The sequence below is a fragment of the Shewanella sp. YLB-07 genome, from assembly GCF_009377275.1.
This window is the reverse complement of record NZ_VOQB01000008.1, coordinates 103,029-119,444: the sequence shown is the minus strand read 5'-3', so window position 1 is coordinate 119,444 and position 16,416 is coordinate 103,029. Positions and strand designations below refer to the sequence as shown.

The following is a 16,416-nucleotide window of genomic DNA, read 5'->3' as shown; positions in this document are numbered from 1 at the left end:
ATGAATACGATAACAACGGCCTTTAATCCTTTTGATTATATGGATACCCAAGAGGAAATTAATGCATTTCTGCGTGACTGCTTAGCAGATGAAGATCCCAATGTGTTTGTTTCTGCTCTCGGGCATTTAGTTAAAAAACACGGGGTAACTGATATCGCCGAGCTCACCGGGTTAAGCCGTGAAAGTTTATATAAAACATTTAACGGAAAAACACAGCCTAAGTGGAGTACGATATTCAAAGTGACTCATGCGATAGGGCTTCATCTTAAAGTCGCTTAACAGGCCGCTAACGGAACATTAGCGGGGTAAAGTATCCGCTTTAAGGTGAGTGTGCTTGACTCGCCATGAAGTACAAGGCTGCAGCTCGCGTAGATTAAAAATCGGTATCCATCGCTCCTTGGGGCCGTGCGCTTAAACAATAGCACGAGTCCCTTTCTCGACAAGGTGAAAACCTGATGGCCTGCTTGATAAAGCTCAAATTGATTGAGCTTTATGACACAGCAACTTTCTGCCCAGAATTTATCAATTAATAAACAAAATTATTAGTTTCTCCCCCAATACATGCCACCACGTTGAGCGTATGATAAAAAGCGCTTCAATGAATGAGTAGAAAAAAACGGGCGCTCATTGTCAATCTCAAAGGAACATTTTTTGAGTGAACAATAATGAGCATTGATCACTATAAAGAAAGCCGATGACAAACCCTGGCTAGGTGAAAAGGTCGATAACCGTCGATTGTCTGAATTGAGAAATAAGTGGCATGATTTTCATGGCCGCCAATTGACCAAACCCGAACAGCGCATGGCTAAGTTAACCATGGATAAGTCATGCCATGGGCGACCCTGTTGCCAGCAAGATCACCGTTAATGACTTGGCCAACTATCGCTAAATGCGACTCGATGGTGAAGTTGAAGATGCCCAGAGCAACAACAAAGTGAAACCGCACACGGTCAATCACGAACACGCCTATTTAATGCATTAGCGAGCCTAAAATAAAAGAGACGCTTAGCTGATAATGATCTTTGCAACGGAGACTCAAACTTGGACTTATATGATGCTTAATGACAATAGCCCACTAGTTCAGTAAAGGGACAAGGCATAATTTTCTCCCTCGCTAATGCCAATCGACTTACTATCCAAAACCATATTTTAAACTAATGCTATTCGGATTAGCAATAACGTATATAGCAGGTAGTTCCCAAGAGTCATTTGCATTAATAAATATTCCTTTATTAACGATTTTCACCCTCAATTATTATCGTTTTTATGATGTTTTCCATATTGAAAACGTGTAAACAATCACGAATAATTACCTTCGTAGCGACAAAGAACATCATATAAACACTTGGGGATTAACACCTTACAAAATAACACATCTAAATCTTTACTTAGCAATCACATTATGTATAATTTTAAAAGTTAAATTGATTTTTTGGGGGACAAAATGGCTATTAATATATCTATATTCAAATCATTTAGTGCTCTCCCATTCCCACCTCAATTTTCTTGGTTCACCAGAGAGCCGAGCATTAACCTCAGCACCATAAGATCACACTCTTTCTAATTATTTAAAATAAATTTATTTCCATAATTTTACTTTATTAAAATAGAGAGTTAATGCTGTGATTAATTTACCTCAACCTTATAAAATTAAGGCCGTTGAGCCTATCCACCTTCTCACTAAGCAACAGCGAGCACACGCGATCACTGAGGCGGGGTTTAATCTTTTCCTGTTAAAAAGCGATCAAGTCTTCATCGATCTGTTTACCGACTCTGGCACCGGCGCCATGAGTAACCAACAGTGGGCGGCCATCATGCGGGGAGACGAATCTTACGCTGGCAGCTCAAGTTATTATGCATTGGAAGCTGCGGTAACGGCTATTTTTGACTATCAATACACCATCCCCACCCATCAGGGACGAGGCGCAGAACAAATCCTGTTTCCTATTCTCATCCAGGATATGCAAGACAAACGAGGCGGGAAAAACCCGGTATTTATCTCCAATTACCATTTCGATACAACCGCCGCACACGTGGAGCTCAATGGCGCAAAGGCGGTCAATGTTGTCATTGAAGAGGCCTATAACGCCGACACGTTTCACCCGTGGAAGGGCAATTTCGACCTGACGCAATTGCTCGCAACCATTGAACATCATGGCGTCAATAATATTGCTGCCATTATCATGACCGTCACCTGTAATAGCATGGGGGGTCAGCCTGTCTCGATGAATAATATGGCCGAAGTTTATGCGATAGCTTCGCTTCACCAAATTCCGGTCGTTATTGATGCGGCGCGCTTTGCTGAAAATGCGTGGTTTATCAAACAGCGAGATCCAGACTATTTTGATGCCGATATCAAAGACATTGTGAACACCATGTTCCAGTATGGCGACATGTTTACCATGTCAGCCAAAAAAGATGCCATGGTCAATATTGGTGGTCTGTGCTGCTTCAAAAATAATGAAGAGCTATACCGAAAAACCCAGATCCTGTGTATCCCGATGGAAGGCTTTGCCACTTATGGAGGATTAGCGGGCAGAGACATGGAAGCGATGGCGGTAGGACTGTATGAAGCATTGGATCACGCCCACCTGACATCGCGAATAAATCAAGTCGCTTTCCTCAATAACAAGCTCGCAGATGCTGGCGTGCCCGTGCAACATCCTTGTGGCGGTCACGCAGTGTTTATTGACGCCAAAGCCTTCCTGCCCCACATACCCGCTCACCAGTTTCCTGGGCATGCACTCGCCATCGCCCTCTATCAGGAAGCGGGGATACGCAGTGTAGAAATAGGCTCATTGTTACTTGGACGGGATCCAGACACGGGTGAGCAAAAAACATCGCCAACGGAGTTGCTCAGGCTCGCGATCCCCAGACGAGTCTATACCAATGAACACATCGCGTATGCAGCCGATGCCATTATTAATGTGATGAAGCACAAAGTGCAGATCCCAGGCTATATATTCACTTACGAACCACCTGTACTCAGACATTTCCTCGCAAAATTAACGCCGGTTTAATCACCTAATGAAACTCATGTTTTTCAATGGCATGAGTTTCCGCTTACACGCCCCAGTTTGTCGTTATGCGCTAATGGACTCACTTGTTATCTCAGCCAATGAATATAGGTAATGGTACTAATGAACTCTCCGTCTGAAACTAAAAAAGTCTCGTTGATCTACGGCGCAGCCATGGTGATCAGCACCGCTGTGGGTGCAGGCATGATGAGTTTACCGATAGTCAGTATTGGTATGTGGTTTTTCCTCAGTGTCGCTGTGATCATAGTGACGTCATTATATATGCTTGCAACGGGTTCCATGTTACTTGAAGTGAATATGAAATACCCTTTAGGCACCGGGTTTCATTCAATGATAAAAGATTGCCTGGGTGAAAAATCAGTTTATATCAATGATATAGCGATGATGTTTAATGGTTTTGTTTTATTATATGCCTATATTACCGCAGGGACACATACGGTGATGATTTATAGTGAGTTATTCACAGGGTTTGAAATAAACGCATCTCTATCCGCCTTATTATTTACTGCAGTATTAGGGGCGGTCATCTGTTGTAAACCCATTATTATAAGTAAGGTATCAAGCGTACTTATTTTCACCATGCTGTGTACCTTTGCGTATATACTGATAAACCTTGGCTCAACCGTAGCTTTAAGTAACATAATTAACCATCAACAATCTGTATTCAGTATCACGATACCATTATTACCTTACGTCATATTAACCTTACCATTTTTCCTTGCTGCGACAGGTTATCAACAGATAATTCCCATGTTAAGAACGCTATATAAAAACAAACCAACTAAAGTCATGAAAAGTATTTTATTGGGCCTGTCACTGGTCAGCTTATTTTATATCTTATGGATGTTTGTCATTATGGGAAATCAAAGCCAAAGTGACATGATTAATACCGTCAATACGGAAAATGCGGATATTGAAGGCATCGTGTCACTGATCAGCCACAACAATAATGAGCTGAGTGCGGTGCTATTTTTCTTTGTACAAGTGGCGGTGATCACCTCCTTTATCGGTGTCGCTAAAGGCTTACTCGATTACCTGTCAGACATCATGATCAATCAACTGAATCTAACTCCACGTTACCCAAGGATATTAGTGCTCGTCCCTCCCCTAGTCTGTTCATTACTGCTTCCCAATGGATTTGTGATTGCCATCGGCTTTGCCGGGTTAGCGGGGGCAATCTGGAGTGGTATTGTGCCGGCCTTACTGGTGCTAGCGAGTCGAAAAAAACACCCTGACGACGGATTTGTGACGTACGGCGGCATCGTCACCCCTTGGCTCATCCTGTGTTACAGCCTACTCATTATTTGCTCGATGCTGCTGTAGAGCTGTTGCCCACGTTTCCCGCACCATAACTTACCTGACAGGAGCAATACCATGACCCATAATCTTCCCCCACATACATTGCTGCAGTTATCCTTCCTGCCTGGCAGACGGATGCAGATGAACACTCCCGCATTAGGGTCTCTGCACCGTCTTCGATACTGCAGAACAGCCTCTGTTCTGACCTCATTGCGGACAGCGAGTCTACGATGAAAAAGTTATGCATAAATACGCTGGCATTGGCTTTGTTGGGGGGATCACGGTCCTGTATTTATGGCCTGACGCGGCGACTCCGGTTTATTTAACTACCCATGTCCGCTATCAGGACATGGTAAAAGCGGTGCAAGCCAGTGGCACACTGCATCCACTCAAGCAAGTCGAGGGGCACAGGTAAACGGTCAGGTCATGCGACTGTTGGTAGAGGAAGGTGATCGCGTCAAGCAGGGCGACCTCTTGGCAGAACATCACAAAGAATTTTTATCGGGGAGCGAGGGAAATACGCTCGAATACACCGAAAATTCACTTCATTTCTCTCGCGAAAGAAGCCACTGGACTCGGCGTCCCCCTTGGGTATTTTTAATATTTCTTTCTCCACCCGCAGCTGTTCCACCTCTTTTCGAAGCGCTAATAACGCTGCTTTTTCATCTGAACTCACGGTTAAGATCTCTAGATCTTCAGCCTTCCGTTTCCAGTCATAATCAGGTTTGACGGCACTTATAGCGCATCTGTAGCTTGTGGGACAGTGTCGCCCTGCTCAGTGATGAAGCCGATGACGTCTTCTTTGAATTCTTTGAATTCTTTGGCATAAGCTCGATACTGACGTTTTGTGTTCATGTTCACCTCGATTGATTAACGTATTACCCACAATCAAGGTGTCCGGTGCGTTCAGACCAGATTAATTCGTTGCTACCCGATATTTAGAAGCAAACCTAACTCAACCTGATAAGCTATTATAAGATCCCACCATTTATTTGAGCTTTTTCGCCTGTTGCTTATATTTAACGCATCTAGCTAGCTAAGTAGCTAAGTAGCTAAGTAGCTAAGTAGCTAAGTAGCTAAGTAGCTAAGTAGCTAAGTAACGTGAAGATATGTGATTTATTTTTAACTTGCATAATCCCAGAATTATCCGATGAATATTTTCAGGGCATCGCTCTCCTAAGAATTTATGTGGACGCCCCAGCTATTCAGCAACAAGATGTGTTATCGATGAACTAATGCGGGCTTATTGACGAGCTCTAATTAGGCGTACGTTCGCAATACATGTAATTCACCTCTTCAAATAGTGAAGAAGTGTAGTGGCACACTACATGCCTGCAAGTCGACGGTTAGCCGCATACCAGTAACAAACTTGTAGGTAGTTCGGCTCACTCTACCTCCTGCATCCATGCTGTCGTGGGCGCATGCACGGCGTCGATAGTGGCACAACAGGCGGAGTCATTTAGCGCAGAATATGGTTTTGAGGTTCTCTGTGAAATTAATGACAGAATTAGGATGTTTATTCCAAGAAAACAGTCGGTCAATTATTCACTTAGACGTGAGAGTCGCTAACGGTGTTTTCCAAGCGGTTAGCCCCCCTTTAGATCTACGAGGTAACGATGGGCTATCGAAAACTTATTCAACGCTCTCCCCATGTTTGCCAGCTCCTGCCAACATATTAAGGCCACATCGCGTGGCCTGCAGGGGGCTATAACCAGCCTCTTTCAGCAAAAGACACCGTTTCATTCAATCCCACCACAATATGGTCTAACACCTGCACATCCAACACCTCTAACACCCTAACTACGCGTTCAGTAATGCCTCTCCGCCTGACTGGGCTCCGCGAGACCGGACGGATGATTGTGACAAACGATTACCGCCGCATTATAACGCAGCACGGCTTTCGCCACTTCACGTGGATACACCGAAGCGGCATCAATGGTGCCGGTGAACAACTCGACAAACTCAATTAACCGATACTGGCTATCGAGCATCAGTACAGCGAACACCTCGTGTTCTTTGGCGGCCAAACGATTGATGCACAAGGTTTTGACCGCATCAGGGCAATTAAGCGCCGACGTGATCCGACACCTTGACGTGATAATGACTGCCGCTTGACTCAAGGTGGTTACCTCGTGAGGGGTAAACATAGAGATGTTATCGCATCGGGATCTTGGACACTGCCATGCGTGCCACATTTTATTGAGTCTGGCACTGTGCGCTGGCCAATCAGCCAAGGTGATCACCGCTTGTTGACGCCAATTGATCCGTTGATGCACATCACAGCCCGAGACCCGATGTACAAGCGTGTCATAGCGCTCAAGTAATCTGGCGGTATCAGCGCCATAGAGGGCAATCACCAGTGGATTTAAGCTCGGGCGCGTCTCCCCTATCCGTCCTGCTAAACGCCATTGAACATACTCACGATAACGATGCATAAACGTGTGATGCTTGACTGTTTTGTGCTTGGACTGGATATCGGATTTGGAAGAGCCTGCAGGTATCTTGTGGCTGGTAATCGCGCTCAGTGCTGTAGTGTGAGTGATTGAGGAAGTGGCTGAATCTACCATGGTGTTGTCTCCGTTTTAGGGGGTTATCGTCTTCGTTTTCGCCTGGCTTCCTGCGCTCACTCCATGTTCTGACAGACAAGGATGTGTCTACCACCTATCGCATCGACCAATGGCTACCCTTTTTCCGAGCCGGTTACGCCGAGGGAGACGCCAGTTTAATCACCCACTCAATCACTGCCGGTGTGGGTTATCTCGGACTGGGCGGAAGCCAAGATTCCCTTAACCTTGGGCTTGGATGGGGACAACCCAATTCAGCCTTATTTGGAGACAGTGATGATCAATACACTGCAGAAGTCTTTTATAAATGGCATTGGGGGAAACACCTCACCCTCAGCCCCAATATACAATACTTGCACACACTTCCCCTGAATCCTCAAGCGGATGACTCCTGGATCATGGGACTGCGAACGTACTTCACTTTATAAACCACTATGGGACTAGGCATATTCTTCATAATGCTGGTTGACGGTGCCCTTTCATTGGCTATTTACCCCCGCTTAAACTGATTAAGTTCGACCACCAATTTGCCCGTTCAGCTCGGGCTTTTTTTTATTTACAACCTAAGGAATGGCCCGTCCCATGCTCATACCAGCCCCCTATTTATTGCTGTTAGGCGAAGATCCTAATCCACTGAACGTGAAAACCGCACGGGGGGGGTCCCTGTGGCGGCCGGAAAAATGCTTGGGACAATTACGTCTGTCTCCCCACAGCCCCTGCCTGGGCGTCAATACCCTGATCATCGGTAGTAGCCTCACCGACCGACAGCTCCCCATGTCATGGGTAAACGTGATCATCAATGCCATCGAGCTTGGGTTTCATATTGCCGCAGGGACGCATCAACGCCTGCAAGCGATCAGTGAGATTCGACTTTCAGCGGAGCTGGCGGGGGTCCAGCTATTTGACTTACGACACGCTTCTGCTTCCCTGCAGGTGGGTAACGGCAGTAAAAGAACCGGCAAACGGGTATTAACGGTTGGTTCCGATTGCTCTGTAGGCAAAATGTACACAGCCCCGTCGCTCGTTGAGGCGCTCAACCAACAAGGCGAGCTCGCTCGGTTTGTCGCCACCAGTCAAACGGGCATATTGATCAAAGGCTGTGGCATCGCCATCGATACCGTAGCCGCTGATTTTGTTTCCGGTGCAGTGGAGCAATTGAGCCCTGCTTTTACGCATCAAACATGGGATGTTATTGAGGGACAAGGGTCTTTATTTAATCCTAGCTGTGCCGGTGTGACGTGATCACGGCTAATCTTCAAGCCACCAAGTTAACCAATCCAGACGTCTTATTAGCCGGGATCAGCGTGAATACCCAATCACTGTCACACATGCCAACCAGCTCTACATTCAGTGGCAACAACTCTATGATGTCCCCGTGACCGATCCACTTCGATTTGGCATTGACGCTATCGCCCATTATCTGCCATGAAGATCACGGCAACGCGCATCACTTATCCCCTTCAGATCGTAGAGATGATGCTGAATCATAATGGGCTAAGCGTCTATAGCGAATGTACTCCCCACAACGGGGAAACATGCCGAGCGGTCATGGCACCCTCTCGCTCCCAAATCCAAGCGCCGCGTATAACGACAGCAAGAATGGTGTCGATTAACATAGCGCAAGAAGCCACACATTACCTGGCACAGGGCGCCTAACCCAAATCCTCATCGGTGCCAACGGAACTTGGAATGAACTCGCGCTGGCTTCACTGTGCCATCAACTCTCAGTTATTTGATGTTTTGGTGTTAGAACAGCAATTTACAGCAAAATACGATCAGCAGTTACTCGGCTGGGCTCACACTATTCCCATTTGTGCAGACGAAAGCTGCCATACACGTCAAGACCTAGACAAGCTCATTGGCCGTCATGAGTGACTTAGTATCAAACTGGATAAACAGGGGGATTAACCGAAACACTCGCGCTGGCCCAAGCCGCTTAAAATTAAGGTTTTGCAATAATGATTGACTGTATGCTGTGCTCATCATTGGCCATCGAAGCCAATCAGCCCTTATTAGCCTTTGCCAGCCACTTCGATCTTGATGGCCCAGCATTGCTTGCCCAAGACAGAGCGCCCAAACTCCAGTATCAACAACAATGGTTGCACTTTCGTCAGCCAGGACATTGAAAACCTCAAAGATGCTGCACCGCAATAGACTGGGCGTTAACCGTTCGCCAGCACCCGAGCAAACTTTAATAATAACTGTTGGTGCTCATCATTTAGTATCGACCAATACCCAAGCAATGAACCGGTAGCCACATCCACTTCCAACGCGGGGATCCCTGTAAGCACCGTCTGAATATCTACCCCCACCTCCGCCACACGAGAAAGATAATCTGCATCTGGCAGCCGAATACCCTGCTCATAATTGCTTTGGGTATTTTTTTTCACGCCCCCAATGCTGCCAAAAGCAGTTTGACTGATGCTCAATTTTGTCGTTCATCACGCAATCGTGAACCTAAATTGACCATTAACACGACTTCCTTGCGAACAATTCACTGAATTGATGGAAAAGGCACGTTACCAACGAAAATAATAAACCATTGATAATAGATAGTTTATCGACATATTCACACAATACCCCCTCCTGTGCCCATGCTTAATCGCCAAGTGGATAACTTCGGTACCACTCAAATTGGATAGTCATCCAACTTAGCAGTATCTTGCCACCGCCATGTTCATCACCCATTGATTCCCAGCGGTGAGTATCAAAAAATGCCAGCTCACCAAGCACAGATAAACCTAACCCTCACCCCTTCTCCGACGGGTATTCACTTAACTATGGAGACCAACAGCATCAAGCCCCTACCTTCACGTTACCACAATGATTTGGGTAGATTTAATGGCAAGGCAATCAACATCGCACTCACGTCTGCCTAATCCTGATACCCTCCGTTGTAACCGCCTTTTCAAGAACCGGGATACTGACCACCACGGAGCAACCTAGCCGACAATGAAACACGCCTTCCATTGACTCCCCAAGCTCATCAGCAGTACTGAAGGACATCTATGATGATGTCTATGAACACTGGTGTTTATTCGGTGATATCAACACTCCCCAGCACGCCCCCTTATCAGGGCTCAGGCCTTGGCCTACCAACAATTTCTTTCACTCCAGCACGCTTTATTCGCTAAATCAGCCTTAAGCCACCCCTCTCTTTCTCAACTTCATGGGGTAGTGCTACGCCCTCTCATGATCATTTTTCTGGCATCACTCCTGGTGTACACCCAGGCTCATGATCATTTTTCTGGCTCATTTAGCGTGAAATTTAGCCTTGATGATCCTTTTTATGGTGTTCATGATCATTTTCTTGGCCTTTTAGGCCTACTCTTCATATCAATTTAATACAAGCCTTCGCACAAAAAACACCACTGTCCAATATAAACCCATGATATAGCAGATATTTAACTATCAATATTTCTGTTGTCAGTATCTTAATTAACCAAGACATGCCAGTGGGCACACATGCAGATGCCCAATGTGATCAAGAGTGAGCCATCCCACTGGCAACAATTAAAAATAAAACGTTTACAAACAAGCGATTAGGTAAAGTCAGCCTAATAATGTATTTGCCAACAGTGACGTTCAACTCAGTCAATAGCACAAGAATGTGTAGATCAAAGCACATATTTATGTCGATAAGAACACAGAAAAACGTACATGGGAGCACATAAAAACGATCGTGAGAACACATAAATGTGTAGATGAGGACACGGAAAAATGATCGCCAAACAAAAAGGTAATTATAATCAATGCATTACATAAACCCGTTAATGAGCCAGTTTTAGCGTCAGCTGCAGACTCCAAAACTACGCGAGCACCTCAACACAGAAATATGATCACGAGCAGCACAAAAAAATGATCATGGGAACACAGAAAGATGTGATGGACGAGCACATAAAAGTGTAGATGAGAACACAAAATAATGATCATGAAAAAATTAGTTCTGCATCTTATTGAAATACTATCTAAAATATAATGAATAGTGAGCCGTCTTTTGTGACAGCGTCTATCGAACACGGATTTGTTCAACACAGAAAATGGTCATGTCACAACACAGAAAGCTGTAGATCCAAAACACAAAAAGTTGTAGATCCAAAACACAGAAAGCTGTAGATTGAAACACAGAAACTTGTCATTAAGCCGTTCTTGTTAGCTACGTATTTTATTATCGGTGTCATTAAATCCATATAATTAATAGCTTACAGCTTAAAATAATCATTGGGTAAATAGGAAATGACCAAATCAACTGATAAATCATTTGAAGATGGTGTCTCAAAAGTTAAGATCAGGGAAGCCAAAACCATCAATTTTGGTATGAATGACAACCTACCAGAGACCATCAAAAAATCACACGAACTGGTTTTTTCACGGCAAAACCTGTCATCCCATGAGCAAAACATCTTCAACATCATGGCTGCCCACATGAAAGTTGAGCATTGGAATGATAATAAAGCGCCGGTTTATGAGTTCCCCGCCTCTAATTTATCTGAATGGCTTAACATCTCGCCCCGTCACCTGGGATCGACATTAGCACCAGCAGCAGATCGACTGGCAAAGCGAACGGTCGGTTTTGTTAATGATGAAAATGGTGAATTTGATTTTATCCCTTTATTTTCAAGACTAAAGTACCGTAATGCTCGCCTCGTGTTGACACCGAACCCCGAGCTAAAATCACAGTATATCGACTACAGTGGGGGCTTTGCATTAATCAATACCAACACGATTTTACAACTCAAGAAAAACTACAGTAAGCGCTTATACGAGATAATCAGTCGATTTAAAGATCTCGGTTACAAGCAGCGACCGTTAAAAATTGACGAAATTAAAGGTTACTTTGGGTTATTCGATGACAATGGCAATTACCTGTCTGGTAAAAAAAGCTTGGCAGTCAACTCCGTTTTTATTAAACGCTGCATTGAAGAGTCATTCACAGAAATTGAAAAAGTCTGCAAAAATGAACTCATTCTATTTGAAGATGAAGATGGCAATAAGGGCTTTTCATTAATCAAAAAAGGCCGTAACACCATCGGGCTGTCATTCAGTTATCGGTGGCTCAATCAACAAGAACAGATGGACGAAGATGCCGCTAGGCACACTATAAGGGAGTTAGAGAATAAGCGTCTACTATCCAAAGAGATACTCACAATTAATGAGTTAAACTTATTGGCTGAAGCTTACCTTATTTTAAATGTCCGCGATAAAGCCATTAGCATTTTCTCGGCTATTCAAAAAAGGGTCAATGAAAACGGTCAACACTCAACCCCATTTGAGGAAGAAAATGAGCCGGTAGAATTGGATGGAAATGATAACTTCCTGGATAAAATTCGCCAAATGGAATCACTGAATCCTGATGCGGCCTATTAACAATACGATCGCCCTTTACCCTAATTCATGCATTTCGGACACCAAGAAAATGATCATGAAAAAGACCGTCAGATATTGATCCACGGTCTTTTTTTTAGCATAAATTTAACAAACACCAGAAAAATGATCATCAAAAGCCAGATTAATGATCAGCTAAGCCATAAAAGTGATCACCAACGCCATTTATTACCCTAAATTGTGGATAACTTTACTAAAACAGACCCAAAATGAGATTATGAATATCATGGCCAGAAAAATGATCATGAAAGCCAAGAAAACGATCATGAGATCACAAATAAATGATCTTCAATGCCATAATAAAGATCGCCAATGCCAGAAAAATGATCACGAAAGCCAAGAAAATGATCATGAAACACAAAAAAACGATCATGAACGTGTTTCTGAGTGCTTGTAAGTGATTGAATTTAAACAGTTAAAAAGGACCTAAAAATCGCCCTATAGATCTTATAGTCTTTTATAGTCTCTTATAGTCTTCATAGTTAAATATAGATCTTTATAGAGAACGGTTTTTTTTTATTCTTTTTCTTAAAATCAAAACACAAAAACCTGATCACCAAAATCACGTAAACCCTGGCTATTTTTCACCACAGCATTGTGATTAAGAATTATCAGTTGCAGCATTAACAAAATGGCCTAACCCTCTGCAATTAAAATACTCACTGCCACAAACGGGGTGTATTGTCACAGTCAAGCTTACTGAATGACTCGTGGCTGATTTGAATTAACCCAAACAGCCGTATGATTAACTCACAACAGAACAGCCCAGAGACAGCGATTGAGAGACCGCTTACGCTGTGATTGATCCAATGCCCAATTTCTACTGGAAAGCTAGGATCGATTTGCAAGACAGCGATCTTTGCTTAGATCAATTTAGATCATTGATCAACGGATCCACCGAAAGCATGAAGTTACTCTGAGAGTCTCTTAATCAAGTTCTAACAAGAGATATAAACTAATTGAAGCCCTATCACCTATTTTTAAATATAATTCAATAGAACGTCATACAAGACGCTTTAAAATGAGTTTACGTGTATCAGAATATTATTGTTACCACAGGCATATTCAAGTAAGAAACAACAATAATTAAATGGTAATGCATTGATTTTTAAGTATATTTATATCACCATTATATTTTTATTGCATGCATTCACTGTGCCCTGCCCTACACTTTGTCAAATATGCTTAAGCAAAACCTAAATCACTCTATTATTTAATTGGGGCAATTGATCCAGCTGGTAGACACGTTTTTTAAAAGACAAATTTATTACCACCATATCTATAGTGTTACCTCATTAGTTATATAATTCTCGCCTATTATGTGAATGTATCCTACATATGACACGCTATTGTTTGTGTCATTTTATATGACTAACAGCTACTTCTCTGTTACGAACCATTTTGCAAATGTGTTGAACACTTAAGCTAAAGACCTCAGTTATTCGTTATTAGAAATTCAACCAACAGTCATTATTCGTGTTCATACATGTCTTGACCCCTATGGCTTATTGGCAACACATAATCCTGTTGATGAAATACTAAAGGCAACATGAATAAGGTTGTTAATACTAATTACTGATAGATCCATACTGTTATTTTACTAGTATGCTGTGGTTGGTTCTCATCAAAAAAATTTAACAATTCTGAACTGACATCTCCTTTAATAAACTATTTGGTTGGTACAAAATACCAAGCAGCTAAGATGCTGACTTTCTATTGACGCTTCATCAAGCTTTTGGTTCGACGAGTCTAACGCTAACCTTCCCGTCCATTGGCCGGCTGACTCCGTAGCACTCCAGCGCCAAGCAACACTGTTCCAGTGTCTAAAATGAGTTCATCAGCCCGTTTCTTGATCTCCTGCATTGTTGGTGTGAGCCCCCTCCTGACTGGTGTAGGCTACTGTGTCTTACAAACTTTGGTAACCTATTATTTTATGTAGGACTCGATAATGTACCAGTCAGCATTAAGAATCGCGTTGTTTACCCCCACATTCTGTTTGGGCATGTTCGACAGTTATCGGCTGTACTCATTTTGTTTGGCATTTGAGTCATGCTCATTTGACCCGCCTATAAGCGAGCGAGATTGGGGTTACTTAATGTTCAAAACATGATAACCAGGGAGGAGAATGAGATTTTCTATTTATCTATAGCGACATACAAACGATTAAGTAGGCTTCATGCAGGCTTTCAGGGGAGTTCGATAATTGCTTGCTCACCACTAAAACACGGCTCACCTGCTCTGAACGGCAATATCTATTCAGCCATTAATTCACTTAATGATCTGGTGGTTTAACTGACTTCTCAATTTCACATAAATAATGTCATTGGTGATGTGGTTAATACTGCTAAAGATTGACTGAAACTTTATGCCATCTCGGATGGTAGGCTTATCATGACAAGCCATCATAGACGCCTTGAAGCCTGCCTGTTACTGCCGCTCAATACAAAGGGTCTACACCGATAGGTGCTGCGATATTGTTTATGGCTGTCATCAACGTGACTGACTACAGGCTCTAACATGTGTCTGCAGCTGGGAAGTCATTTGTAAAGCATCGTCCCTTGCCTGTGGCGATGACATTATATTGCCACTGCCGAACGATGGTATGGTCAGAGATACTGGGCTGTGATGATGACAAAACCATGATCAGTTGACATCCTCGCCTACCTACGCGCTTCGCAACTACGGAGGGGGATTCCCATTACTGGGCGCTCATTAAATGGCTTTAGTGGCTAGTTCCTGTTGCTGGCGGCATTGTTACAGCACTCACTTCACAGGCTAACAACAATACCGCCGCTCCAAAGTTGCTTATACTCAAGTTGCCTACGGAACCATACCAATCTTGATCTAGGACTGACTTATTGAATCCAGACTTGGCTTTTACGTTCTTGCCGTCTAATTTGTAATACTTATTGAAGTTAACAAAACGAATCGAGTCTTGGTTTTTGCCTTTCTTTTTAAATCTAGGTCTTTCGGCTGTAAGTGACCTATCAAAGCAGCGCATCCATGCAAGTCTTTAAACTTTTGCTGTAAGGTTATCGGTATACGCTTTTTTAGCCAAGAAAGATCTTCTGCTTTCTTCCATTGAGTCACTAATTTACAATCACTCTGCATAGCTTAGTATTTTCTCGCCATCTTCAAGGTTACCCAAGCTGTGACGCAAAGTTTGATCACAAAATACAGACGTAAGGTTTCGATGAGTTTCACTTGCAGAGCCTAGAGGCAAGTTTTAAAGAGCGATGTAAGGGGGGGCGATTCAGAGCTTAAAGAGTTCAACGGAGAGGGTGACCATGTTCATTTGTTGATATCAACCTCGCTAAAAAAACCAAACGTATCCAAGCTAGTTTATTCGCTAAAAGCCACTAGCACACAGAAGTTATGGAGGGGATTTAATGAGATAGCGGGTGCATTTGGTAAGCATGTTTTTTGGAGTCACTGCTACTTCGCAGGAACGTGCGGAGGAGCCTCATTAACGGTGATAAAACAATTTATCCAGCAATTGGATAGGCCGTATTAAGATGCTGCGCATCTTTGGTTATTCCCTACCCTCCTCCTTCGGAGCGTCTCCCTGTGACATAGAGATAGCGCACCAACGTGAGCTGATTCATTGGCACAAGAAGTCAGCACCTTAACGACCCCCCTATCTCTTGCTCAGTTGTCCGATCACTGAATCTGAGTTTACTCACTAATGTGTCTTATAAGTCAGCAGATGGGTGATATGCTTTTAGGGAAGTACATGATGTGATATGACTGATTGTAGGTATCTGCATTACACTGAAATAAACCGTCGTTCAGAGTGACAGGTCAAAGCGCCAACACTCATTGACGTTCGGTTCGAGGATGATTGTGCAATGGGAAAATATTTTTCCCACTGACCATTGGTTGATGATTGCAGTGATCTGGCGTGTCGTTGAACGATTGTTGCTACGACACGCCTCTTCTTTATGTCCTTATGATCTGATCACGTTATGAGAATCGCAACATGTCCGCAGTAATGACTTCGTTTACCCAAAGGGTTGAGAGGTTAATTTTCACCCGTGCTAGTCCGTATCGCCTGCTTGGTATTTTAGATTATCCCTCCCCCTTTGCATTAGGTGAGCTGATGCAGCTTAATGTTGGCCATTTATCCAGGC

14 protein-coding genes and 3 pseudogenes are annotated in these 16,416 nt (G+C 43.5%); 14 read left to right on the top strand and 3 right to left on the bottom strand.

All coding sequences use genetic code 11. The features are described 5' to 3' along the window. The 7 genes and pseudogenes from FS373_RS18010 to FS373_RS32595 all read left to right on the top strand — a co-directional run. Positions 1–279 (top strand): addiction module antidote protein, encoded by a 279-nt coding sequence (locus FS373_RS18010; protein ID WP_152830066.1) that lies wholly within the window; start codon positions 1–3, stop codon positions 277–279. A 393-nt stretch (positions 280–672) separates the two neighbouring features. After that, the gene (locus FS373_RS31580; protein WP_194165887.1) at positions 673–867 is read left to right on the top strand and encodes a hypothetical protein; all 195 of its coding nucleotides are present in this window, start codon (positions 673–675) and stop codon (positions 865–867) included. A 755-nt stretch (positions 868–1,622) separates the two neighbouring features. Continuing rightward, the gene (locus tag FS373_RS18000; protein WP_322619527.1) at positions 1,623–3,020 is read left to right on the top strand and encodes a tryptophanase; all 1,398 of its coding nucleotides are present in this window, start codon (positions 1,623–1,625) and stop codon (positions 3,018–3,020) included. 120 nt (positions 3,021–3,140) lie between these two features. Then, the gene (locus FS373_RS17995) at positions 3,141–4,361 is read left to right on the top strand and encodes an aromatic amino acid transport family protein (protein ID WP_194165886.1); all 1,221 of its coding nucleotides are present in this window, start codon (positions 3,141–3,143) and stop codon (positions 4,359–4,361) included. 217 nt (positions 4,362–4,578) lie between these two features. Continuing rightward, positions 4,579–4,752, top strand: coding sequence for a hypothetical protein (locus FS373_RS32105; RefSeq protein ID WP_227992954.1), 174 nt, complete (start codon positions 4,579–4,581; stop codon positions 4,750–4,752). Positions 4,753–4,763: 11 nt separating this feature from the next. Further along, positions 4,764–5,066, top strand: a complete 303-nt coding sequence (locus tag FS373_RS32100; protein ID WP_265575341.1) for a hypothetical protein — start codon at positions 4,764–4,766, stop codon at positions 5,064–5,066. Between the two features lie 714 nt (positions 5,067–5,780). Next, positions 5,781–5,890, top strand: a pseudogene (locus FS373_RS32595) (GNAT family N-acetyltransferase); the annotation flags it as partial. A gap of 152 nt (positions 5,891–6,042) precedes the next feature. On the opposite strand, the pseudogene FS373_RS17980 reads toward FS373_RS32595, so the two are convergent. After that, positions 6,043–6,406 (bottom strand): annotated as a pseudogene (locus FS373_RS17980) (JAB domain-containing protein); the annotation flags it as partial. A 581-nt stretch (positions 6,407–6,987) separates the two neighbouring features. Here FS373_RS17980 and FS373_RS17975 point away from each other — a divergent pair. Continuing rightward, on the top strand, positions 6,988–7,329 hold the full coding sequence (locus FS373_RS17975; RefSeq protein WP_194165885.1) for a carbohydrate porin: 342 nt from the start codon (positions 6,988–6,990) through the stop codon (positions 7,327–7,329). Between the two features lie 256 nt (positions 7,330–7,585). Next, complete coding sequence (locus FS373_RS17970; protein WP_227992952.1) at positions 7,586–8,143, top strand: DUF1611 domain-containing protein; 558 nt, start codon at positions 7,586–7,588, stop codon at positions 8,141–8,143. A 13-nt stretch (positions 8,144–8,156) separates the two neighbouring features. Here FS373_RS17970 and FS373_RS32095 read toward each other — a convergent pair whose 3' ends face one another. After that, positions 8,157–8,318, bottom strand: a complete 162-nt coding sequence (locus FS373_RS32095; RefSeq protein ID WP_227992950.1) for a hypothetical protein — start codon at positions 8,316–8,318, stop codon at positions 8,157–8,159. 272 nt (positions 8,319–8,590) lie between these two features. On the opposite strand from FS373_RS32095, the gene FS373_RS17965 reads away from it, so the two are divergent. Next, positions 8,591–8,776, top strand: coding sequence for a hypothetical protein (locus tag FS373_RS17965; RefSeq protein WP_152830063.1), 186 nt, complete (start codon positions 8,591–8,593; stop codon positions 8,774–8,776). An 83-nt stretch (positions 8,777–8,859) separates the two neighbouring features. Next, positions 8,860–9,027 (top strand): hypothetical protein, encoded by a 168-nt coding sequence (locus FS373_RS31575; protein ID WP_194165884.1) that lies wholly within the window; start codon positions 8,860–8,862, stop codon positions 9,025–9,027. A 36-nt stretch (positions 9,028–9,063) separates the two neighbouring features. On the opposite strand, the gene FS373_RS17960 is transcribed toward FS373_RS31575, so the two are convergent. Beyond that, a complete protein-coding gene (locus tag FS373_RS17960; protein ID WP_152830062.1) occupies positions 9,064–9,330 on the bottom strand; it encodes a helix-turn-helix domain-containing protein in 267 nt (88 codons plus the stop codon). Positions 9,331–9,615: 285 nt separating this feature from the next. Between FS373_RS17960 and FS373_RS31570 the strand changes: the two genes are divergently transcribed. The 3 genes and pseudogenes from FS373_RS31570 to tnpA form a co-directional block, all read left to right on the top strand. Next, complete coding sequence (locus FS373_RS31570) at positions 9,616–9,780, top strand: hypothetical protein (RefSeq protein ID WP_194165883.1); 165 nt, start codon at positions 9,616–9,618, stop codon at positions 9,778–9,780. A gap of 1,357 nt (positions 9,781–11,137) precedes the next feature. Beyond that, positions 11,138–12,268 carry a replication initiation protein gene (locus FS373_RS17955; RefSeq protein WP_152830061.1) on the top strand — a complete coding sequence of 377 codons (1,131 nt, stop codon included), beginning with the start codon at positions 11,138–11,140 and terminating at the stop codon, positions 12,266–12,268. Between the two features lie 3,271 nt (positions 12,269–15,539). Beyond that, a pseudogene (gene tnpA / locus FS373_RS32765) lies at positions 15,540–15,800 on the top strand (IS200/IS605 family transposase); the annotation flags it as partial. Between the last annotated feature and the right edge of the window lie 616 nt (positions 15,801–16,416).

Excerpts from the sequence above, each read along its gene's own strand:
- FS373_RS18010 (WP_152830066.1), top strand. The coding sequence starts at position 1 with ATGAATACGATAACAACGGCCTTTAATCCTTTTGATTATATGGATACC.
- FS373_RS17995 (WP_194165886.1), top strand. The coding sequence starts at position 3,141 with ATGAACTCTCCGTCTGAAACTAAAAAAGTCTCGTTGATCTACGGCGCA.
- FS373_RS32105 (WP_227992954.1), top strand. The coding sequence starts at position 4,579 with ATGCATAAATACGCTGGCATTGGCTTTGTTGGGGGGATCACGGTCCTG.
- FS373_RS32100 (WP_265575341.1), top strand. The coding sequence starts at position 4,764 with ATGCGACTGTTGGTAGAGGAAGGTGATCGCGTCAAGCAGGGCGACCTC.
- FS373_RS32095 (WP_227992950.1), bottom strand. The coding sequence starts at position 8,318 with ATGGGCGATAGCGTCAATGCCAAATCGAAGTGGATCGGTCACGGGGAC.
- FS373_RS17965 (WP_152830063.1), top strand. The coding sequence starts at position 8,591 with ATGAACTCGCGCTGGCTTCACTGTGCCATCAACTCTCAGTTATTTGAT.
- FS373_RS31575 (WP_194165884.1), top strand. The coding sequence starts at position 8,860 with ATGATTGACTGTATGCTGTGCTCATCATTGGCCATCGAAGCCAATCAG.
- FS373_RS31570 (WP_194165883.1), top strand. The coding sequence starts at position 9,616 with ATGCCAGCTCACCAAGCACAGATAAACCTAACCCTCACCCCTTCTCCG.
- FS373_RS17955 (WP_152830061.1), top strand. The coding sequence starts at position 11,138 with ATGACCAAATCAACTGATAAATCATTTGAAGATGGTGTCTCAAAAGTT.